Source organism: Echinicola sp. 20G, assembly GCF_015533855.1.
Classification (GTDB): Bacteria; Bacteroidota; Bacteroidia; order Cytophagales; family Cyclobacteriaceae; genus Echinicola.
Genome location: NZ_AP024154.1, coordinates 3,437,646 through 3,461,150, shown reverse-complemented (window position 1 = coordinate 3,461,150; position 23,505 = coordinate 3,437,646). Strand labels below are relative to the sequence as shown.

The following is a 23,505-nucleotide window of genomic DNA, read 5'->3' as shown; positions in this document are numbered from 1 at the left end:
CACTCTTTCTTTCTTATTGAACAAAATCTTGTTTATTTCGCATTAGGCATTTCACTCGCCATGATCTGATAGAGACGGTTAATAAAGTTTTCGAAAATGCCCACTAGAACTAAAACTTATCCATGAAGATACAAGAAAACATTTCTTTAAAATCATACAATACTTTTCAAATAGACAAAAAAGCTAGATTTTTTACAGAAGTCCAATCTATCCAAGAAGTCCAAAAAGCACTTAGGATGGCGGAAGACCGCAAAACCCCTGTATTTATTTTAGGGGGAGGCAGCAATATCCTTCTCACCAAGGATATTTATGCTATGGTCATAAAAATGAATATTACAGGGATTACTGTTCAAAAAGAGGATCAAAATAATATCTGGGTAAAAGTTGGTGCTGGCGAAATATGGCACGACTTCGTCCAATATGCCATTAAGCAAAACTGGGCTGGAATAGAAAATTTATCTTTGATCCCAGGTACGGTTGGAGCTTCACCCATGCAAAACATTGGTGCTTATGGAGTAGAAATAAAAGAAGTTTTTGATCATCTTGAAGCTGTCAACCGGAAAACCCTGGAAGTCGAAACATTCAATCATGATCAATGCAATTTTGGGTACAGAGAAAGTATTTTCAAAAACACTGCTCGTGATAAATACGTGATCACACATGTCACATACAAACTTTCAAAACAATCAACTCCAAATATTACTTATGGAGCTATAAAGACAACGCTTCAGGAAATGGGTATTTCGGAAAATGAGATTACCATCGACGATATCAGCAAAGCGGTCATATCTATCCGACAAAGTAAGTTGCCAGATCCAAAACTGATCGGCAATGCTGGAAGCTTTTTCAAGAACCCAGTAGTGAGTCTTGAACATTTTGAAAAGTTAAAAGCCATACATCCAACTATTCCTGGATACCCACAGTCAAAAGAAGTAAAAGTTCCTGCAGCCTGGCTAATAGAGCAAGCAGGTTGGAAAGGACGTACTTTCGGGTCAATAGGGGTGCATAAAAACCAACCATTAGTTTTAGTTAATTATGGAGATGGTGATGGAGAGGCGATTAAAGCACTTTCAGAGAAAATACAAACGGATGTAGAAAAGAAGTTTAAGGTATTATTACACCCTGAAGTAAACTTCATTTAGATCAAGGCATCTTCAAAAGTAATCTCCTTCTCATACTTTTCTACCAGGACGCCAAATTTTTTCAAAAATTCGACACCCTCATCAAAAGGAAGTCCTTTGTATTCCGCGTAGGAATACATATAAATAACCTTGGCTACTCCCATTGAATAAATAATTCTAGCACATGCTAAGCAAGGTGCTAAAGTCACATACAAGGTAGACCCTTCTACCGAAGCGTTATTCTTAACTGCATATAATATAGCATTTTGTTCTGCATGCAGGGCCAAGGAACAACTCCCTTTACTATCGCGGCTACATCCTGTCTCTGGAAATTCTTCATCACAATTATGTGTTCCGGGAGGAGGCCCGTTATATCCAATTGAAATTATTCTGGTGTCTTTGGTCAGTACAGCTCCGACATGCTTTTTAATACAATGTGATCTTTTTGCCAGATTTACTGCCAATTCCATAAAAATATCATCAAAATCCGGTCTTGTCATTATTTACAGTATCTAATTGCTCCCAAAAGTACATAAGAATTAAAAAGTCCGAAAGCAATTGTATCAAAATAGGGCTAAACATTCCAAAAACAGCACTTCGTAAAAGAAGAGTTAACGTTTTTAAAAAGTGCTCAAAACAACTCATAAAACAACTTTCGGCTTTTTTATGTATATAAACTTCATTTTTTTTAATTTAAAATTGTTTTATAGAATTTTTTTTTTTTACCTTTAAGACACAATCGAATACCAAAATTTTTATCATTCTTATTCAACTATTCAATAATGAAACATTTAAGAATTTACATTGTTTTCTGCATCACCTGTATGCTCTCTTTTAGCTGTATTTCTAATAAAAGACTGATCTATATGCAAGAGCAGAAGTCTGAAGAAATGGTGACATCTGCCAGTGACATGAAAGTGCATCAAATTGAAGAATATAAGCTACAAGCAAATGATGTCATTGATATCAATATTAGAACCACTAGCCCTGAATTAAATTTGCTTTTCAATGACAATCAAGGCTCTTCAAATAGCAATGCCATGAGGGGAGGAATGATCGACGGTGGTGATGTATATTTCATGACTGGTTATACTTTAGATGATGATGGCTTTGTAGAATTGCCACTCATTGGAGAATTTAAAATGATTGGTCTCACAACTGAAGAGGCTAAGGCATTAATAGAAAATGAAGTCAAAAAGTATGTAAATACAGAGTCCGACTATTTCGTAAGAGTTAGACTAGGAGGCCTTAGGTACAGTGCTCTAGGCGAATTCAACAGGCCCGGCAAATACACCATTTTACAAAACCGTGTTACCATTTTTGAAGCCATTGCCAATGCTGGTGAAATGACAATTGTAGCCAATCGTGACAAGGTAACTTTAATCAGACAATATCCAGAAGGCTCCAAAGTTTTTAAGATTGATCTATTAGATGAAAGAATAATTGAATCCGATTTTTATTTTCTAAAACCAAATGACTTAATCTATGTTGAGCCAATGAAAGTCAGGGAACTTGGAACTGGAGCTACATTTATTCAAACCTTTCAGCTTCTTGTAACCACCTTAACCTTAGGAGTTCTGATCTATAATGCCACCAACAATTAAATTTTCTTAACATGAGCAACAACGAATTTGAATATTACAAAGAAGACGGCTCTGAAACATTTGATTTCAAAGAGCTTGTTTTGAAGTATGTAAAGTATTGGCCTTACATCATTGCCTCTATTTTTCTATCTATCGGCGCAGCCTATTTCTATAATTTGCACCAACCGTCAGAGTATAAAATAGAAGGAAAGGTATTAATAGAAGCAGGTGAGAGCGGAGAAATTTTGAACTTAACAGGTTTAAGTTCTGGCAGGACTAGTATTCTAACGAATAAAATGGCCAATCAAGCCCACCATTTGAAATCTAGAACCTTAGCCAACCAAGTTCTGGACAATTTGGATTTTGATGTAGAATATTATAGAGAAGGTATTTTTAAGGATGATGAACTTTACATTGCACTACCAGTGAAAATCGATGTTGACTGGGATCATTCACAAATAACCGAAAATAAATTTGAAATAAGCTGGAAAGATAAATCAAGCTTCACTCTTTCATACGACGAAACTGAATTCATCCAATATACCCCTGGACAAGAAAGACTTACAAAAGTTGAAATTGGCGACACCCCAGCTAAAGCCTATAAGTTTAATGAATGGGTAGAAACGCCCTATGGTAAATTTAAGGTAAGCAGTGTCAATGTAGATAAACCTGGCTCTCTTAAAGTCATGTTTAGAAACAGGTCCAGTTTATTGGCACAATACATTGGAGAAAACTTAACAATTGCTCCAATGGATGCTTTAAGTTCTATTCTAAGCGTATCTATCATCACTAATGTTCCTGAAAAAGGTAGGGACTATTTAAATGCACTATTTGATGCATTTTTGGAAAATGGGCTCAGAGAGAAAAACATGCAAGCAAGAAAAACGGTTGATTTTATTGATCGTCAAATTTCTGGTGTATCAGACACCCTTTCAGATATTGAAACTAAGCTTCAGACTTTCAGAAGCAACAACAGAACCTATAATATTGGTACTGAAGGTAACTCAATTTTTCAAAAAATAAGCACTTTAGAAACTGAGTTATCGCAGGAAGAGTTTAAGAATGAATACTATAAGAATCTGGAATCTTATTTAAATACGGAGAGCTATTCCGATATCATCTTGCCTTCGGGCATAGGTATTGAAGACCCTATTCTCAACAGATTATTACAAGATTTAATACTGCTTCAATCACAGCGTTCGCAGTATTTGGCCACACAAACGACTAATTCCCCTGCAGTAAAGGAAGTGTCTAGAAAAATCAATGATGCTAATGCCTCTATCAACGAAGTCTTAGTTAACATCATTTCAAATTCAGACTTGAAAGTTGCTGATCTACAAGGAAGGTTGAGCAATTTGGAAAGGGAATTCAGAAGGTTGCCTACTACAGAACAGGATCTATTGAAAATTCAACGCTCCTTCACTCTTAATGAAAATATATACAATTTTTTAATGCAGCGAAGAGCTGAGGCAGCAATAGCTATGGTATCCAATACCGCTCCAGATGAAATAATGGAGAAAGCTGTCCCTTCCTATTTGCCGCAAAAATTAAAACCTTTGACTACTTATATTATTGGTATTGCCTTAGGTTTTATACTTCCTTTAATAGTCATTAGTGTAATTATTTTCACAAGTGTTAAAATAAAAAACAAGAAAGAACTCGAGGCAAAATTGAACAACCCAATTTTGACCTCAATTGGCCACAATAATGCTTCAAAAAGCTTAGTAGTATTCAATAAAAATAAATCAGCCATAGCAGAGTCCTTCAGATCGCTCAGGACAAATTTAACTTTTGTGGTTCCTAATGACCGAAACATTACAATTGCGGTTACTTCTACAATCGCTGGAGAAGGTAAAAGCTTCACTTCAATGAATTTAGCTGCAGCTTATGCGATAAGTGACAAAAAAACCATTCTAATTGGTTGCGATCTACATAAACCAAAATTATTTGATGATTTCAACCTTAACAATACGAAAGGATTATCGACATTTCTTAGTAAACAAGTTGAAGATGTCAATTCTGTAATCCAAAAAAGTCAATACCCCAACTTAGACTTAATGCTTGCTGGACCTACCCCTCCAAATCCAGCAGAACTGTTGATAAATAACAGATTTAAAAGCATGTTGGATAATCTGAAAGACATATATGATGTCATTATATTGGATACTCCACCGATTGGACTGACTAGCGAGACATTGTCAATTTTAAGGCAAACAGACGTCAACTTATGTGTTGTAAGATATAACTACAGCAAGCTATCTTTTATCAATGATATTAATTATCTGAAGGATGGTAAAGGCTTTAAAAATGTATATACAGTTTTTAATGATGTTTCATCAAAAGAGCTTAGTTATGGGGGGTATGGATATGGCTACTATTCTGACGATAAGAAAAAATCAAATGTGATTAGCAAAATGTTTAGGGGCAGCAGCGGACGGGCAGCTGTCTAGTTTCAAATCCAAGCTTTTCAATAATTAACAAACCCCAAAATAACCTTTATTACATACCAGTGTGTACCTAGATATTAGCCAGCATACTTTTATGAAATTCAATAGGCAACATAAAGCTAAGTTTCCTCTTGGGACTGACCAAGCGAAGCTGTATCTGCCCTAATTGCCTGAATAAATATCCTTTAGCAATTATTTAATTTAAATATTTAATCTAAATATGTTCAGCGTAGTTATTCCTCTTTACAATAAGGAAGATAATATTGCCAACACACTAGACTCTGTCCTAGCTCAAACTTTTCAAGATTTTGAAATAATAATTGTCAATGATGGATCCACAGATAAAAGTTTGCAAATAGTAAGCGACTATGAAGACATTAGAATTAAGGTCTATTCAAAGCCAAATGGAGGGGTATCCGATGCGAGAAATTATGGTATCAAGAAATCATCAAATAAATACGTAGCGTTCATGGATGCCGATGATTATTGGAAGCCCAATTATTTAGAAAGAATGTTCAAATTAATTGAGGACTATCCCACCGGCGGGATGTATAACTGTGAACATACAACCATTTATAAAGGCAAATATCATCCACAAGAGCACAATATTAAAAGAGGTATAGTTGATGACTATTTTAAAAAATCTTTGGAAACTGTTATCGCTTGGACTTCAGCTACCATAGTCAGGAGAGACATCTTCGAAAAAGTCGGGTATTTCCCTGTCGGTATGGTTAGTGGTGAAGATGTTTATATGTGGACGAAAATAGCTATTAAATATCCGGTTGTATTTACACCAGAAGAGTTGACCATTTATTATAAAACAGATGGGACAATAGTCGAAAGAGTGGGTAAAAAAGACACCTGTAAAGAATCATGGTTTGACTTTTATTCTGAAAACAATCATGATTTGAACAAATTTATAGCATATAAAGCTCTGGCAACTGGTAAACGATATGCCTGGGGTGGGCTGACCAATGAAGGAAAAATCATTGAGGATAGGTTCAGATATGCTACTAAAATCCGTGGATACAAGCCCATTTGGAGAGAACTTTTTATCCTAAACAGAACTCCATCATTTGTAAAAAATCTAATTCTCAAATACAGGAAAAACTTATCTAAATAATAGCTTCAGATGATAATTATATTTTTAGGCTTGCTTTTGATGACTTGTTTCATCTTTGACCAGAAAAATTTTATATTTTCTGTTATAATTTTTTACGTTGTCTACGCCATGTTTGATGGGTTTTACAAAGAAATGAAAGTTTTTGCTGCCATAAGATATATTCTACCAGCTCTTCTTCTCATTCTCTATATTATTGCAAACAAAGCCCTAAGAACAGCCGATCTTATTTTTTTTATAGTTGCTGGATATTTAATGACACTTCTCATTTTTAACCATGGCAATTTAATATGGTCAGCCAAGCATGCTGTAGCCATATTAATAGCTTTGATGATGTTAATTGTGGGTAGGTTTATGGGCTCTAAAATAGACTTTCTCAAAGAGTTCGAACCTTACAATAGATTTTTATTAATATCAATCCCTATTTACATCGTATTCTCAAATATATTTCATATTGGAGAATCTTACTCTTCAAGTTTTACGACAGGCTTCTTAGAGACAAACCGAATGTATATCGTACCAATCGTGACCTTTTTAGGTATCCAATACATTCTATCAGAAAAAAAGACTACTGTATTCTTAAAATCACTAGACATAACATTCATTTTTGTCAATATAGTTATCATGATTGTTACCACTAGGAGGACTTCTTTATTGCTTCTATTGGCTGGTATAGTTATATATTCTCTGTTGAATAAAAAGGTGATTTTTCAGGTCTTAGTAATTTTTGTCGTCTTGATGGCAGGACTAATATTGGCTTATCCATTATATAAGGCACCCTTAGAAGCACAACTGGAAGAAAGGGAACGAATTCAAAATTTGGAATCCTATGATCAGGAAGGAAGATATTTAGAAACTTTTTATTTATATCAAGAGCTAAAAAATAGCGGAAGTCCTTCGAAATTATTTTTTGGGATCAAATTTTTTGATAGTGTAGATTTTGGAATTAAATATTTTGGAGTTGGAAGGGGTATCCATAGTGATATTAATTTCATTATGTTCAGCACAGGCCTCGTGGGAGTATTGCTCTTTTTAATACTAATCATTAATTACTTAATTATAGGTAATGCCAAGATACCTAGAAAAAATCGTCAAGTGTATTATCCACTCCTCGCCATGTTTTTCATGGTTCTTATCCCTGGTCGATTTATAGCCAATTTTACTTATGCACCATTTCTTATGCTTGCCTTAAGCGCATTGAAACATGGAAAAACTTACTACAAACCGAAAAAAATAATTTATAAGAAATCCAAGAAAGTTCTGACTCATAACATTTCTAAAAATTATGCGAGGCCCCATTTAAACTGATAATACTCATAGATAATAAAAAAATATAAAACATTAAATCATTCCTAAAATGAATCAAAAAATACTCATTACCCATGTTGCAGCTACTTTGAACTATGGAAGTGCAATGATGGCTCTTAACTTAATAAGCAGAATCAAACCTTTGATCGACAAAGAAACAGAAATCTATTGTGAATGTGATGATTTTAACTTTGAAAGAATCAAAACAGGTACTGGCTGTGATGATCTAAAACAATATCAATTAAAGGATCAAACAAATATTCCTGCTAGTCAAAAATTCCAAAAATACTTCCTTGGCAAGGATGAATCAATTTCAGAAATCACAGATAATTTTGATATGCTGATTGTATTAGGAGGCGACGATCTTTCGGAAGTTTATAAAAAAGGTGCTATTCTTAAAGGATCCATATACAACGCCATTAATAAGAAGTGTAAGGTAATTCTTGCAGGGCAATCATTTGGTCCATTTTCTGGAACCACCAAATTGATAACTTCCAGGCTTTATAAAAACATCCCTATCATTAGCAGAGATGATAATAGCTATGAATTTTCAAAAAAAATCGGAATTAAAAAAACAGTAAGAAGTCGTGATTTGGCATTGTTGCCACTCCCTTATCAAGAAGAATTCGGTAAAGAAATTAGAAAAAAATACCCAGAAATTGGCACAAAATACATTACTCTTGTATCATCCGGTCTTTGGCGAAAATACCATACAGACAAAGAAGAATATGTTCAAACTTGGTTAGGTATTATAGATTTGGTTAAAGTTAAATTTCCTGATCATAAGATTGTACTCTTAGGCCATGTATTAGCTCCTCTCAAATCTGACGATAGGGTAATTATCAATGAGATAATCAATCATATTGGCAAGGATAAATTAGGAAATATTATACCGATTACAGAAATCCTTCAACCTGCAGAAGCAAGAGAGATTTTAGGAGGTTCTTATATGATAATTACTGGGAGAATGCATGCTGCAGTATCCTCCTTTTTCATGAGAAAACCAGCCATCTCTTTAGCATATAGTGAAAAGTACGCAGGCGTAATAGGAAGAGGCCTTGGCTTGCCAGAAACTATTATTGATTGTAGAAATAGGCCATACGGTAGGGATTCAATCATCATACAAGAATTAGACAAAAAAATAAATAACGTTGAGTCAGTGTATGACAGTCTTGTATCAAAAATTGATGAAAAAGTTTCTGAATGTTCCAAGATGGTAATGGACCAAGTTGATTTTATTGTTAAGGAAATTAACGAATTGAAAACTTTAAAATATGCTTAATTTATTTTAAAAAATGTTTTTCATATATATATATTTGAATTTCATTTATTTTTTTACTTTCTTTACATACATAAATGATTATCAAAGACACCATATCATCAATGAAAATTTTAATTGACATAAAGCATCCTGCACAATTGAACTTGTTCAAAGGTTTGGCGTCAAAATTAAAGTCAGATGGATGGGATGTGATTATATGTTATTTGAACAGGGGCAAGCTCCCCAAAATTATAAACAAAGAATATCCAGGATTTCGTACCACGAAAATAGGAAGTAGTAACGGAACAAAATGGTCTATTTTTTGGAGCGGAAATGTAACTCGGACAACAGACTTTATTAAATTGATCAAAGAAGAGCAAGTGGATATTTGTGTGGCTGCTAGTAGTATTCCATTAGCTTTAGCCTCTAAATTAACTCAAACACCTGTTATTCAATTTTATGATGATCCGGAAAGACGTAGTGTAAATAACATAAATGAAAAACTTTCCAATAAGTTATTCTTTCCACCAATTGTTGCCGAAAATAAAAAAACAGGTATTTTTAATTGTTTAAAGGAATGGAGTTATTTGAGTCCAACCTACTTCCACCCTTCTATTGAAGTCTTGAAAAAATACAATGTTCAACCTTATCAATATGTTTTTGTAAGAGAAGTAAGTAACAAATCTTTCAATTACTATGATCAAGAGGATGCTATTGTAAACAGTATTTCTGACTCAATTGATTCTGATTTCCCTATATTACTTTCCCTTGAGGATAAATCTTTAAAGGATAAATATCCTGTTAACTGGACGGTTCTACAAGAGCCTATAGATGACATACACTCATTGATGTATTTCTCCAAACTTGTGATATCATCGGGAGATAGCATGGCTAGAGAAGGTGCCATGCTGGGAGTCCCAAGTATATATTGTGGTATAAGAGAAATGAAAGCTAATAGATTACTGATTGCTAAAGGAATTTTAGATCACTATTCAGGAAAATCAGCTATTCCACACATTAATAGATATCTAAAAAATACTTTTAATAAAGAACATCAAACATCCATAAGAACCTCCCTTTTAGAAGAATGGGACGATATGATTCTTTTTATGGAAAAACAAATTTTACATTTTATAAAAAAATAAACATTATGAATATTTCAATTTTTGGCTTGGGATATGTTGGTTGTGTAAGTCTAGGATGTTTGGCAAAAAATGGCCATAAGGTAATAGGTGTAGATATTAATGAATATAAAGTAAACCTTATAAATAATGGTTTACCCACAATTATTGAAAAAGAAATTGGGAATATTATTAATGAAGAGCACTCTAAATCGAAAATTTCTGCAACCACTTGCGCCAAAGAAGCAGTACATAGTTCTGAAATAAGTATAATATGTGTGGGAACTCCATCCTCTCCACATGGACACTTAAACTTAGATTATATTCATAAAACCGCTGAACAAATTGGTGAAGCAATTGCTGATAAAGAAGACTTTCATGTAATCGTCGTTAGAAGTACCGTCATGCCTGGTACGAATCAAAAAATTGGTCAAATCATTGAGAATTACTCTGGAAAAAAAAGAGGGGAACATTTTTCGGTAGTATCCAATCCAGAATTTCTTAGAGAGGGGTCAGCTGTGAAAGACTATTACAATCCATCAGTTACTGTTATTGGTGGAGATCATGAAGTAGCATTATCCAAAGTCTCCAGTCTTTATGAAAATTTAAAAGCTCCAATCATTCAAACAGATATTGAGGTTGCAGAAATTATAAAATATGTCAACAACTCCTACCATGCGCTTAAAATTTCATTTGCTAATGAAGTAGGTAATATCTGTAAATCTTTGAATATCGACTCTCATAAAGTAATGGATATTTTTTGTAAAGATACCTTGTTAAATATTTCTCCTGCCTACTTTAAACCTGGATTTGCTTATGGCGGCTCTTGTCTTCCTAAAGATTTGAAAGGAATTGTAACACTAGCCCATGACAATTATCTCACCACTCCAGTTTTAAATGCAGTTCATGAATCCAATGAGCTTCAAAAACAAATTGCTTTTGAACTCATTCAAAATACCGGAAAAAAGAACATAGCACTTATGGGGCTTTCATTCAAAGAAGATACTGATGATTTGAGGTATAGTCCTTCTGTGGATATCGCAGAAAAATTGATAGGAAAAGGATTTAATTTAACCATATATGATAAAAACGTACATATTTCTAAGCTGGTAGGAGCAAATAAAATATTCATTGAAAAACTTCTACCTCACCTTTCAGATCTTATTACCAATGACCCTGACGAAGCTTTAGACAATGCTGATGTGGTTTTGTTAAATCATAAAAATTTTGATCCCTCAAACTATATGGATAAACTTAAATCAAAAGACGCCTTAATTGATTTGGTAAGAATTCCAGAATTGGAGTCAATGTCAAATTACGCAGGTCTCTGTTGGTAATATTTCTCCAAGCTGCCCTTTATTTTTAGCAACACCCTCTATAACCGTGTATTTTATTTTCACGACTATTCTTTAGAATTATCTATGAAAAACAAGAATTTTAAAAATCAGTTTCCAAAGAACCTGACAATGAATATTGTGTCCTTTATCGTCAATATTCTAATAGGACTGTGGATGGTGCCTTACTTGATCAAATATGTGGGTGTTGCTGCTTATGGCTTAGTTCCCTTGGCAATGGTATTTACCGAATATATAAGTATAATTACTGTTTCCATTAATGGTGCAATCACAAGGTTCCTCACTATTGACATTCAAAACAATGAATGGCTAAGTGGAAATAAAACATTCAATACGGCTTTTTTTACGATGGCAGCTATCATAGCTGTGCAAATCCCAGTTTTAACCTATATTACTGTAGACGTAGCTCAAATATTTGAAGTCCCTGACGATTTATTAAAAGATACCTACTATTTGTTTGGCTTTACATTCGCAGGTTATTTGACATCTCTGCTGAGTAGTATTTTCAGCACATCAATGTACGCATACAATAGGCTTGATTTACGAAAAATCATGGACCTAAATAGAGTAATATTCCGGATCATTACAATCGTAGTATTATTCACTTTATTCGAGCCTTCATTAAAGTTTGTTGGACTGGCTAATTTTGTAGGAGCTACCATTTCATTAATCTATTCAATTAACTTTTGGAAAAAGCTTACTCCCGAATTAAAAATAAAGCCTTCCTATTTTGATATAAAAAGATTAAGAAAATTGACCAGTATGGGTGGCTGGTTAGTTGTAAATCAAATTGGATTTCTTCTATTTCTTAAAATCGATGTTTTTATTGTCAATAAGTTTTTTGGTGCTGAGGCAACAGGTAAATACTCTGCAGTCCTCCAATGGAACATTTTAATAAGAACAATGGCCACAATATTAAGTGGTCTAATTGGTCCTATGCTATTAATTTCCTTTGCTAATAATAAAATTGATGACGTCATAAGAATAGCAAAGTTAGGTGTAAAGTTTTTGGCCATAGGCATAGGAATAATGACAGGAATAATATGTGGCTTTTCAAAAGAACTATTAACGTTATGGTTGGGGCCTGAGTTTGCCCAATACTCAAACCTGATGATTATAATGCTATGTCATTTAGTGGTAAATTTAGGAGTTTTGCCTCTCTTCCCTATCAACACTTCCTTAAATAAAGTAAAAATACCAGGCTTGGTAACTGGTGGAATGGGTGTTGTCAACCTTCTTTTGGCTTTATTTTTTGTGGGTTACTTGGATTTTGGTTTCTGGGGCGTAGCACTAGCTGGAGCAATAGCGGTAACCAGTAAAAATGGAATATTCTCCCCTATTTATGCCAGTAAAATACTAAACATTGGCATAATGGAATTTTATATTCCATTGGCAGCTGGAGTTGCGCTCTTCTTCGCATCATTTTTATCTGCAAATTTAACAGGACAATTTATCGTCATTAACAGTTGGCTGATGATGGCTGTAGCCGCACTACTTGCTTTTTTACCAATTCTTATAATTTCTTGGTTTGCTTTACTTAACCAATCGGACAAAACGATGATGTTGTCTATGGTTGCTCCGAAGCTAAAGGGACTTAAAAAAAAATTAAGCAGTAATTAGTATCTTTTTTTGTCGTATCGATTTAACAATTTTCAAACCAAAATTTGATGAAAATGCTAGGTTACATTTTTAGTGATATCGAAAAAATTACCACAAAACCAGTCATAGTCTCTGGGAAATTGGCTGTGGATCTCATGAACAACCCTGAGTTTTTACACTCTTGGGATAATTTATACAGAAATTGTGAATGGGCGACGATTTTTCAAAGTAAGGAGTTCGTGAGAAGTTGGTATGAAAACAATAGTGATATTTTCTCTCCCATCATAATTTTATGCATAGAAGAGGACAATATCAAAAGTTTACTATTCTTAACAGCAAAAACTAATGGTAAACCAATCAAAGTAAATTCATCTTTAGAAATTAAAGGGGCAGGATTATTTGATGCGGAATATCAAGTTTGGTTATCAGGGTCTGAAGACGACGGCTTTTTAATGAATGCCATTGAAGCTCTATTTGAAGAATACCCAAATTGTCACTTCTCTTTAAGATTTATACCTGCTAAAAATCTGATCAACCCCTTAATTAACAATACTCAGTGGAAAAAACACTTAGTATCTGTTAATCACCATAGACCATTAATGGACTTTAAGCTGACCGATGAGCAAAAGTTGTTTAGAAAAAGACATTTAAAAGCCAAGTTCAATAGAATCAATAGAGTTGGAAAAATTGAACTAAAAGAAATTAACGATCCAGATGAATTTAGAGCAGTACTAAAGGAAGTTCTGGTTCATTTAGATTTCCGTCAAGCAGCTATGTTCAATAAAATACCATCAAAAAAAGATCCTCAAAGGCCGTATTTTTTACAATCTCTGTTCGAATCGGGTATTTTACATGTAACAGTTTTGACGCTAGATGGCGAAATTATATCGTCAATAATAGGAGTAAAGGACCATCAATGGATTCATCTAGCTGGTTTAATTTCCTTTTCCCCATTTCACGCTAAACATTCTCCTTCATTGGTTCACCTCTTCATGCTCGGCCAACTGATGAAGGATCAAGGATATATGGTCTTTGACCTAACACCGGGTGACGATGGTTATAAAGAGAGAATCTCTACCAGTAGTGATGAGGTAGTAGAAATATCCATCAGTAAAAATGTAAAATTCAAACTCAAAAAAAGCGTAAAAAAAATCATTCACAAATCTCTCTTGAAGCTTAATGTCAGACCGATGTCATTTGAGCTGTCTTTGAAAAAACAAAAGTACCTCTTCAAAAACAAAATAGTAAAAAAACTTCAAAAACCGGATCGTACAGCTGATAGCCAAGATATTACGGATATTAAAGCGATTGTTTTCAAAAAGAATGATTTAAAAGAATTACTTCTTTTCAATGATCCTAGTGGTGAAACACAATGGGAATTTTTAGAAAATGCCTCCAAACTAATTAGTGAAGGACTTCACTTTTATACTTATTCGAGCCAAAATATTTTAAGGTGTTGTATTTGGTTTGATCAAGAAGAAGATCAAAACTTGGAAATCCCAACAGGTTCAATTACACCTAAAATAGTTCAACATTACTTACACCCTTCCTTTAAAAGATATGAAAGAGTTGTGCTTGATAATGTTACTTCAATCTTAAAAAACATTCCATAAGGTAACTTAAAATTACCAGTATAAGAATGACATTTTTCTAATATGCAAAACAATTCCTATTCATGAAAATCTATGAAAACATTGATGTAATTGAGTTGCTAAATGATAGCAATTTCAATGAAGCATGGGAAGAACTTATGTCTAATTGTCCTTGGTCCACAGTTTTTCAAAGTCCTGCCTTCATTCGAACATGGCATAATAACTATAGGGATCAGTCCAACCTAATTGTAATTTCCGATTATACGGTTGATGGTACTTTAAAAGGCCTCTTATTTTTGACAAAGACATCTGAAAATATATATTCACACCCTGGATTGTCCCAGGCTGAATATCAATCTTGGATAAGTACACCAGCAAATAATGATGCGTTTATTAGTAACTCCTTAAAATTGTTTGAAAAAACATTTCCTAATGCATCAATTAATCTAAAGTACGTTCCCAGTCAAACACCTCTGAACTTCATTAAAGATGATGGGTATTTTCAAAAAAGAATTTTTTCCAAAACCTATCAGCAACCTATTCTTGAAAGTAATGAAGAAAAGATTGCTCAAGAACTACGGAAAAAAAATAAAAAGGAAAAAATAAATAGACTAAAGCGTAAAGGAAGCTTAGTTTTTGAAAAAATAGAATCCCATGAAGAATTTAAAAGTATAATTGATGATTTAATTATTCAAAATGATTTCAGGAAGGGAGCAATGTATGGTAAACTCACTTTCATGAATGATCCCTTAAGAAAACATTTTTTAATGGATTGTTTTAAACTTGGAATACTTCATGTAACAATTTTAAAACTTAACGAAGAAATCATAGCCTCCAACGTAGGGTTTAAAGGGTCAAATGTGGTTCACTTACAAGGAATCAATACACATAGTCCCAATTACGCTAAATTTTCCCCAGGAATTTTACATTTTTTAATGCTAGGAAAGTCACTGTGTGAGGAAAATATTGGAATTTTTGATTTAACTCCAGGAGGTGTTGATGGATATAAATCTATGTTGGCATCTAAATTTTTAATTACACATGAAATAGTATTTTGTTCAAGATGGGAAAAGAAAAAACTACAGTTAAAAGAATATGCTACCAATCATATTAAACAATTACTAAAGCGGAATAACATTTCGGATCAAAAAAGGAATGCTTTATTAAAAGGCTTTGTATTAAAGAAAAAAAACGAAAAAATTCGCATCAAACCCAATCAGAAAACTTTAGATGAAATCACTATAGATTTGATTGATCAAGATGCCAATCCAGTACCTAAAGATTCTTTCAAGTTAAACATTGCAGAATTACCTTTAGAAATTCCCTGTAAGCCAATAAGAAAAAACAGATTAGAGGATTTCTTAACTGTTACGAACCTCTTCGACAAGCATGTTTCTCAAAAATTTTTACTGGATGCCATGAAGAGATTTGAACTTAACCATGATTCTTATACCTTAATTGAGAATGGTGAGCTCAAAGCAATTTTATGGTTCATTCCAAAAAACAGTAAGACAGGGGAAAAACATCAAGGAAAAGATATAATTATAGGAAGTAATACCTTAGCTTTTTCATACCTCTCACATGAAACCAAACTTTCTATTATTGATTTTATCAGTTGCATTGCAAATGAAATAATTCAAGATAGTCAGATAGATCTACTAGAATTACAAATAAAATCTAATGATGTGTTTTTAAAGAAACTTTGGAAGGAACTTCAGTCTTATGAATCACATTTTTTTAATTATTAAGCTATAAACGGATGAAAAAAAAAGTAAGAAATTTTCTTGCCTATTGTGTAGCGCAAACATTTATTCTTTCAGGAAAAGTTAGGAAGGCAAAACAGTCTGCGCTAACAGAGGAAAAAATTCTGTCTATATATTTCCATAAACCTTCAAAAGAAGAGTTTGAATTTGCTATAAAATGGTTAAAAAAGAATGGATTTTATTTTATAAGTGTTGAAGATATAAAAGCTATCATTAAAGGAGCAATGCCATTTCCAAAAGGTGCTGCACTAATTACTGTGGATGATGGATGGGCCTCCAATATAGAGAACATGGCAAAAGTTGCAGACCGTGAGAAAGTCCCTATTCAAATTTTTTTAGCAACTGAGGCTATAGAACAGGGGAATTTTTGGTTTTCTACTGCCAAAAAAGCAAACAAATACAAATTAAACTTACCGAATAAAGATGAATTAAAATTACTGCCCAATGTAGAAAGATTAAAATTTATGGCCAGCATTCAAGATAAAATTAAGGCACCTAGGGAAGCAATGACAGTACAAGAGATAAAGAACATCTTGTCTGATTTTGTATCAGTCGGAGCCCACTCTCATAGCCATCCTATTTTAATTAGATGCTCAGAAAGTGAGTTAAAGTTTGAAATAACGCACAGCAAAGAAAAAGTTGAACTCTGGACTGAGAAGCCCATTTCGACCTTCGCGTACCCTAATGGAGATTATGGTTCTCGAGAAATAGCGTTACTTAAAAAGAATAATTTTGAGTTGGCATTTTCAACTATACCTAAAGTATTAACCAAAGATATGTTACACGACAATTATTGTCTGCCTAGAATAGGTTTTTTGGAAGGAGGATCTAAAGCAGAAAATATTTGCCGAATGGTCGGTATATGGCATTCAAACACAAAAGTAAACTAACTTAAAACATTTATTTTCAGAAACATACACAATCCAGACTGGATTAAAAATCGTATATTTATCTGATTTAGATGTGAAATCGATCTAAATCGTTTTTTCATTATTTAATATGTATACTAAAAAAATGAACCCAATCGTTAAAAAGAACACTTATTTTGATGACCTAATAGAAGAAGAAAATCATGATGATTTATACTCCATTGAAGAAAGTAGAAACGTCCACTTTACCAACTTTGGGGAGAAAATAAAAAAAGTACTTTTCGTTTCTTCCGGAAATCAGAAAAATTTTGATTTAGCTCCTTTCATCAAAGTTCAAGGGGACTCTCTTACTGAAATTGGAACTGAGGTTACTTATTTTAAAATAAAAGGAAAAGGTTTTTTTGGGTATCTCAAAAACATTAAAAACCTAAGAAATTTTATCAAAAAAAATAATTTTGACCTAATTCATGCTCATTTCACTCTTTCTGCCTGGGTTGCTGTTTTAACATTCACTAGGGTTCCAATTGTTTTATCCTTAATGGGAACTGATGCACTAGGTAGAGTAAAAAACTCATCAAAAATCCCATTTGTCAATAAATACCTTACTTTTTTAACATATTTAATTCAACCTTTTGTAAGAAGTATTATTTCAAAATCCTCCAATATCGAAGAACATGTTTGGATGAGAAAGAAATCATATATATTACCAAATGGAGTTGATATTGAAAAATTTGATGGTAAACGAACATGTTACCGGAACGAGCTCGGTCTGTCAAAAACATCTAAATACATTTTGTTCTTGGGTAATACTAATAATTATAACAAGAACTTTCAGCTACTCAAGGATGCTGAAGATGACCTTAATCATCTTGGCTATGAAATAATTGCCCCTTACCCTGTCAATCATGATAAAATCATAAAATACTTATCATCAGTTGACATTTTAGTAATGTGCTCATTACAAGAAGGATCTCCAAATGTAGTGAAAGAATCAATGGCATCTAATTGTAAGGGAGTATTTACAGATGTGGGCGATGTGAAAAGTATTATTAAAGGCACTAAAGGTTATGCTATTACTAAGTTTAATAAAGACAACTTAGTGGACAAAATACTATCCGTTGATAGAACGAGTGAAATTGAAGGTAGAAACCGCATTATTTCATTAGGTCTAGACACAAAAAGTATTGCCAATCGCTTAAAATCAATTTATAGTAAATCCCTTTAATTCAAATACCATAAGCGTATTTAAGACTCAGGAATAGAAAGACAAAGACTTTAACCTCTACTCTACTAATCAATCCTCCAATCCGAGTGAAGTTTATCTATCTGTCCTACACCACAAACTGTCAACAAAAAATGCAAATTACTGCAATTAAATCACAAAAGGGTTCTATGTCTTTAGAAAAAGACTTGATCAGTGACAAACAAAAAAAATATAATGTCCTTTTTGTATCCTCAGGAAATATTAAGGGCTTTGATGTAGCTCCTTTTATTAAAGTTCAAGGAGATTCTTTATCGAAGCTTAACATCAATGTTACTTACTTTAGAATCATAGGAAAAGGTTTTAAAGGGTACATATCCAACATAGGAAGGTTAAGGAAAATTCTAAAAAAATCCAATTTTGACCTTATACACGCCCATTTTACCTTTTCTGCCTGGGTGGCAGTTCTAAGTAGACCTAAAATTCCAATCGTGCTCTCACTAATGGGAACGGATGCATATGGCAGGGTTGAAAAGCTTTCTCAAGCAAAACCAAGCCTAAATATTCTTACTGTGTCTTCCCTAATTATTCAGCCTTTTGTAAAAAAAATAATCTCAAAATCGCCTAATATTGAAAAAGTTGTTTGGCAAAAAAATAAATCAAATATTTTGCCTAACGGGGTTAACCTAGACATATTTTATCCAACTGAAAAATCCTGCATGGAATCCCTTAATCTCAAGCCGGATAAGAAATATGTTCTTTTTCTAGGAAACATTAATGATCCAAGAAAGAATTTTCAATTGCTTAATAAAATCAAAAAAAGCCTTAGAGATCACAATATTGAAATATTAACCCCTTACCCTATAGAACATAGTAAGATCATTGCATACCTGAATTCAGCTGACCTATTAGTAATGTGTTCTCTCCAAGAAGGCTCTCCAAATGTAGTGAAAGAGGCTATGGCCTGTAATTGTAAAGGAGTTTTTACGGATGTAGGTGATGTAGCTTCTTTAATAGGAAACACAAAAGGTTATGTCTTGACTGACTTTGATCCTGTCGATTTAAAAAATAAAATTTTAGGTCTAATCAACACCAATGAATGTGATGGTAGAAGTAGGCTACTTGAATTAGGTTTGGACCTTAATAGTGTAGCGCTAAGGCTAAAAAACATTTATTCATCAGTGCTATCGAAATAAAATAGCAAATATTAAACATAATTTATTTTGATACAAAAAGCATTTTTATATATTTGTATAACACTTTACGCAGCCCATAAAGTAACCGAATAACTTTAAGTCACTCCACAAAAATTTTTAATAATGAAGATTGTAATTATAGCAGGGCTAAAGCCAAGTCAGGTAATTTATAAACTAAAGCCATTGACAAAAGTAGATTTTGTTGAAGAAATTATCTTGATCAGGAAAGAGCAAGGCCCAGACATTAACAAGCTAAAATATATCATTTTACCAGCTCTACTAAGGTTCAAACCTTTTTACCTTTTATTATCGCCATTTTTTATGCTGTCTAAAATAAGAAAAATAAAACCTGATCTAATAGTCAGCTATAACTTCAAACCACACGGTTTTTTCTCTTATATTATTTCAAAATTAACCTCTACCCCCTTCATTTTCTGTGAAATTGACAACCTGACACAAGATTACATGAAAGTTTGGCCCTTTGGCCATATTATTTCCAAAGCTGTCACTGAAGCAAAACACTTAAATGTCCCTGGATCTATTACAAAAAAGTATTGGGAAAGTACAGGTGTTCCTTCAGATAAGATTTCCATACTGCACAGTACCATTGATACTAACCATGATTTTTTCCCTTCAAAAGATAGTACAAAGGAATACGATCTTCTCTACATAGGTGTTTTAGAGGAAAGAAAAAATATCAACCTGATCATTGAAGCGTTAGCGTTGCTTAAAAAAGACAATTTGTTTCCAAAGTTCACTATTGTAGGAAAAGGACCTATGGAAAAGAAACTAAAGTCTTTGGTTAAAGAGTTAAACTTAGTTGATCAAGTCATTTTCGCTGGCCACAGCAATAAAGTAATTGAATTCATCAATAAATCCAGATTTTTTATAATAACCTCAAAAGTTGAGGGCATTCCTTGTGCCATGATGGAATCTATGGCATGTGGTTTGCCTGCAATTAGTACAGATGTTGCTGATATTTCAGATGTAGTAAACGAAACAACAGGTTTCCTTATTAACGATCCAAATTCGCTCAACATAAGTAAAGCTATAAAAAAAGCAATGCAATTGAGCAGTTCTGAATATCAAGCACTTTCTGAATCAGCAAGAGATCTTATCGTTAGATATCATTCTCAAGATTATGCTACCCAATCATGGGACAAATTGCTTAAAACAACAATTAAAGAGGTAAGCTATGAAGAGGTTTAATAAGGTTGATATTCTTGGCGTTAAGGTTTCCAACATTTCTTTTAATGATACGATTGAATATATCGTGGATGCGGTAAAGCTTAAAAAAAGAACTGCCATATTCACACCAAATATGAACCTATTGGTTACTGCCCATAAGGATGATTCTTATAAAGACATTCTCAATACATCCAGTTTACTTATACCAGATGGAAAGCCGCTTATTTGGACATCCATGCTGCTCAAGCAACCCTTAACTGAAAAGGTTAGCGGTTCTTCTCTTTTTTTTAAGCTGTGTGAAGTTTCAGCAAAAAAGAAGCTTAAAATATTCTTATTGGGGGCAGCTCCTGGTGTTGGAAAGATGGCTAAGAATAATTTGGAGTCACTTTACCCTGGTTTAACGATAAATGGCACTTATAGTCCACCATTTGGTTTTGAAAACGATAAATCTGAGGTAAATAAAATTGTCAAACTTTTAAAGGATAGTCAATCTGATATTCTAGTTGTAGGATTAGGGGCACCCAAGCAGGAAAAATTTATCAGTCGTTACTATCAAAAATATGATATACCGGTAAGTTTGGGTTTGGGATCATCAATTGACTATGCTGCGGGCGTGCAAAAAATGGCGCCTGAGTGGATGAAAAAAGCTGGATTAGGTTGGCTTTTCAGGTTATGCTATCAACCTGTCAGATTGGGCAAAAGATACTTTTCTGAAGCCCCCCTTTATGCTGTTCTGGTAATGAAACAAATCTCTTCATCTAAAAAAATGATCAATCAAAGAAAAGTCAGCTAGATTTTTATATCCTTTTATTCGAAAGTTCTCATGATTGAAAATAAAAAAGAACTTAAGAGAATACTTAAGTTGGAAAGAGAGTTAAACCATGTTAACAATTTGCTTTTACAAAGATTAACATTCGCTGATTCTTTTAGAATATATAATTTTATCAGAAACCTAAGGTACCTGGAGTATTTTAGTGACAAGCGAAGTTCCCTTACTAATCAATTTCAATATTTATTTTATCTATGGAACCATAGAAGGCTAAAGCAAAAATACAGCTTTTATATACACCCTAATACCATAGATGAAGGACTACATATTGTACATCCGGGTTTTATAAGAATCGCTGTCTTCGCTCAAATAGGGAAAAATTGCACCATACTACCTCGTGTTTTAATTGGAAAGAAAAAGCCTGGAATGGAAAACTCAGACGTTCTTATTGGAAACAATTGTTATATAGGGACAGGGTCAACGATATTGGGTCCATTAACCATTGGTAACAACGTAACCATTGCAGCAGGGAGCATTGTAACTAAAGACATTCCTGATAATGCGACCGTGGCCGGAGTGCCTGCAAAGGTCATTGCAATAAATAAATAAGTATATAAAAAAATAGAACAAAAAAGGCTCCCTAAGGAGCCTTTTTTAATTTAATATAGTTTAAAAGAACTTGAGAAAGTTTCTCCAATAGCTACTTTTCCTTCTTCATCTGCGTAGGTATAAACATAAATTTTATACTTTCCTTTATTCAAAGGATCACCATAATAATAATTCCCTTTACCATTATCTCCAAATAGACAAAATGGTGCTCGCTTGTCCTCAGAACTTCTTATTTCAGCATACGATCCATTAGATTGTTCTTTAAAAACTTTAAACTTAACTCTCTTTACAAGATCATCTACATTTGCCACAAAATTAAGCTTCTCTGTTCCAATTCTGCTAAACCAGTATATTTCTCCTGGATGCATTTCCTCATCGTATATTGTCTCAGTAGTTGCATCTACAACTGAAATAGATGTTTCCTTTTCTATATTAAGATCCAATGATGGAAGTAAATCAAATGTAACATCAGAAATCATTTCTTCGAAAGAGATGTTTTTATTACCAATCTTGATGTTATCATAATAAACAACCCTTCTATCTGTATCTGTAGTTGATTTATTCCATATTGCTTTATAGATACCTATTTTCCAATTTGGTAAATCAGCGTCGTCCCAAGTATTCTTCCCTTTGTGAGTTAATACTTTTGTTCCATTTTGCCATATTTCTACAAGTCCATCGGATCCTCCTGAATGGACAACATGAAATACCAGCTCAGTCCATTTGTCCTTCACAAAATTTCCAAAATAAGTATATTTCCATTTTATATCAGGGTTTTCATGGAGAGTCCTAATGCAAAACTTATCGTCTTGAACTCTCAAAGACAAAGCAGGACTTTTCCCTCCTTGGTGCCATTGAGTAATGATCTCATTTGATCTATCCATTTTATATCCATCAGAAGGAAAGTATGCGGCAAAACTATACCATTTTTCCTTTGCAGCATCCACTTTTCCAAATAGTAACTCCGTTCTTGTACCATTAGCTGTCAATTCATCAGTATCACGAAGCTCCATACGTATGGCTTTACTTCCCTTAAATACATTGTTACTGACTATATTCATTCCATAGCTAGTGCTATTTTGAACATGGACTCCCTTCAAAGGATTACTTCCTTCTAAATCATCATAAAAGAAGAAATTATCTAAAGAAACAGTCGCATTAAGTACGTCGGTTTCTTCTTGAATTTCCATTTGCTGTGATTCATCAATCTGGCATGAAGTGATGAATAGGGCAGCAGATAAGCCTAGCGCTAGCCCTTTGTAGTTAAACTTAGTAGATTTCATTAAATAAATTTTTGGTTAGGTGATTTCAATTTTCAAGTGTAGTTTTTTCTAGGTGAGCTTACACAGGCCCTTCTCTAATTTTTTCAAACATAATTTTGTATGGTTGTGAGTTAATAAATA

The 23,505-nt window shown here is 33.4% G+C and carries 19 protein-coding genes; 17 read left to right on the top strand and 2 right to left on the bottom strand.

Annotation, left to right across the window (positions count from 1 at the left end; translation table 11 throughout):
• Positions 1 to 122 precede the first annotated feature (122 nt).
• On the top strand, positions 123 to 1,142 hold the full coding sequence (gene murB, locus JL001_RS14200) for a UDP-N-acetylmuramate dehydrogenase (RefSeq protein WP_200977149.1): 1,020 nt from the start codon (positions 123 to 125) through the stop codon (positions 1,140 to 1,142).
• On the opposite strand, the gene JL001_RS14195 is transcribed toward murB, so the two are convergent.
• Positions 1,139 to 1,621 carry a dCMP deaminase family protein gene (locus JL001_RS14195; RefSeq protein ID WP_200977141.1) on the bottom strand — a complete coding sequence of 161 codons (483 nt, stop codon included), beginning with the start codon at positions 1,619 to 1,621 and terminating at the stop codon, positions 1,139 to 1,141. The genes murB and JL001_RS14195 overlap by 4 nt on opposite strands.
• Positions 1,622 to 1,987: 366 nt before the next feature.
• Here JL001_RS14195 and JL001_RS14190 point away from each other — a divergent pair, with 366 nt between their 5' ends.
• The 16 genes from JL001_RS14190 to JL001_RS14115 all read left to right on the top strand — a co-directional run bounded on the left by JL001_RS14190 (position 1,988) and on the right by JL001_RS14115 (position 22,102).
• The gene (locus JL001_RS14190; RefSeq protein WP_200980435.1) at positions 1,988 to 2,725 is read left to right on the top strand and encodes a polysaccharide biosynthesis/export family protein; all 738 of its coding nucleotides are present in this window, start codon (positions 1,988 to 1,990) and stop codon (positions 2,723 to 2,725) included.
• An 11-nt stretch (positions 2,726 to 2,736) separates the two neighbouring features.
• The gene (locus JL001_RS14185) at positions 2,737 to 5,154 is read left to right on the top strand and encodes a GumC family protein (RefSeq protein ID WP_200977139.1); all 2,418 of its coding nucleotides are present in this window, start codon (positions 2,737 to 2,739) and stop codon (positions 5,152 to 5,154) included.
• Between the two features lie 217 nt (positions 5,155 to 5,371).
• A complete protein-coding gene (locus JL001_RS14180) occupies positions 5,372 to 6,274 on the top strand; it encodes a glycosyltransferase family 2 protein (RefSeq protein WP_200977132.1) in 903 nt (300 codons plus the stop codon).
• A gap of 9 nt (positions 6,275 to 6,283) precedes the next feature.
• Positions 6,284 to 7,579 (top strand): hypothetical protein, encoded by a 1,296-nt coding sequence (locus tag JL001_RS14175; protein WP_200977130.1) that lies wholly within the window; start codon positions 6,284 to 6,286, stop codon positions 7,577 to 7,579.
• A gap of 49 nt (positions 7,580 to 7,628) precedes the next feature.
• Entirely contained in the window at positions 7,629 to 8,861 is a 1,233-nt protein-coding gene (locus JL001_RS14170) for a polysaccharide pyruvyl transferase family protein (RefSeq protein ID WP_200977128.1), read from the top strand.
• 74 nt (positions 8,862 to 8,935) lie between these two features.
• A complete protein-coding gene (locus JL001_RS14165; RefSeq protein ID WP_236252821.1) occupies positions 8,936 to 9,985 on the top strand; it encodes a DUF354 domain-containing protein in 1,050 nt (349 codons plus the stop codon).
• A gap of 5 nt (positions 9,986 to 9,990) precedes the next feature.
• Positions 9,991 to 11,298, top strand: a complete 1,308-nt coding sequence (locus JL001_RS14160; protein ID WP_200977119.1) for a UDP-glucose/GDP-mannose dehydrogenase family protein — start codon at positions 9,991 to 9,993, stop codon at positions 11,296 to 11,298.
• Positions 11,299 to 11,382: 84 nt separating this feature from the next.
• Positions 11,383 to 12,936 (top strand): oligosaccharide flippase family protein, encoded by a 1,554-nt coding sequence (locus JL001_RS14155; protein WP_200977117.1) that lies wholly within the window; start codon positions 11,383 to 11,385, stop codon positions 12,934 to 12,936.
• A gap of 47 nt (positions 12,937 to 12,983) precedes the next feature.
• Positions 12,984 to 14,528 (top strand): GNAT family N-acetyltransferase, encoded by a 1,545-nt coding sequence (locus JL001_RS14150; RefSeq protein ID WP_236252820.1) that lies wholly within the window; start codon positions 12,984 to 12,986, stop codon positions 14,526 to 14,528.
• Between the two features lie 62 nt (positions 14,529 to 14,590).
• Positions 14,591 to 16,255, top strand: coding sequence for a GNAT family N-acetyltransferase (locus tag JL001_RS14145; RefSeq protein ID WP_200977108.1), 1,665 nt, complete (start codon positions 14,591 to 14,593; stop codon positions 16,253 to 16,255).
• 11 nt (positions 16,256 to 16,266) lie between these two features.
• On the top strand, positions 16,267 to 17,160 hold the full coding sequence (locus JL001_RS14140) for a polysaccharide deacetylase family protein (RefSeq protein WP_200977106.1): 894 nt from the start codon (positions 16,267 to 16,269) through the stop codon (positions 17,158 to 17,160).
• A 124-nt stretch (positions 17,161 to 17,284) separates the two neighbouring features.
• Positions 17,285 to 18,364, top strand: coding sequence for a glycosyltransferase family 4 protein (locus tag JL001_RS14135; protein WP_200977096.1), 1,080 nt, complete (start codon positions 17,285 to 17,287; stop codon positions 18,362 to 18,364).
• A 131-nt stretch (positions 18,365 to 18,495) separates the two neighbouring features.
• Entirely contained in the window at positions 18,496 to 19,536 is a 1,041-nt protein-coding gene (locus tag JL001_RS14130) for a glycosyltransferase family 4 protein (RefSeq protein ID WP_200977088.1), read from the top strand.
• A 123-nt stretch (positions 19,537 to 19,659) separates the two neighbouring features.
• Complete coding sequence (locus JL001_RS14125; RefSeq protein ID WP_200977086.1) at positions 19,660 to 20,745, top strand: glycosyltransferase; 1,086 nt, start codon at positions 19,660 to 19,662, stop codon at positions 20,743 to 20,745.
• Positions 20,732 to 21,517 carry a WecB/TagA/CpsF family glycosyltransferase gene (locus JL001_RS14120; RefSeq protein WP_200977084.1) on the top strand — a complete coding sequence of 262 codons (786 nt, stop codon included), beginning with the start codon at positions 20,732 to 20,734 and terminating at the stop codon, positions 21,515 to 21,517. The genes JL001_RS14125 and JL001_RS14120 overlap by 14 nt, the downstream gene beginning before the upstream one ends.
• 30 nt (positions 21,518 to 21,547) lie before the next feature.
• Positions 21,548 to 22,102, top strand: coding sequence for a serine O-acetyltransferase (locus tag JL001_RS14115; protein ID WP_200977081.1), 555 nt, complete (start codon positions 21,548 to 21,550; stop codon positions 22,100 to 22,102).
• 50 nt (positions 22,103 to 22,152) lie between these two features.
• Here JL001_RS14115 and JL001_RS14110 read toward each other — a convergent pair whose 3' ends face one another.
• Positions 22,153 to 23,385, bottom strand: a complete 1,233-nt coding sequence (locus JL001_RS14110; protein ID WP_200977079.1) for a polysaccharide lyase — start codon at positions 23,383 to 23,385, stop codon at positions 22,153 to 22,155.
• Positions 23,386 to 23,505: the final 120 nt, after the last annotated feature.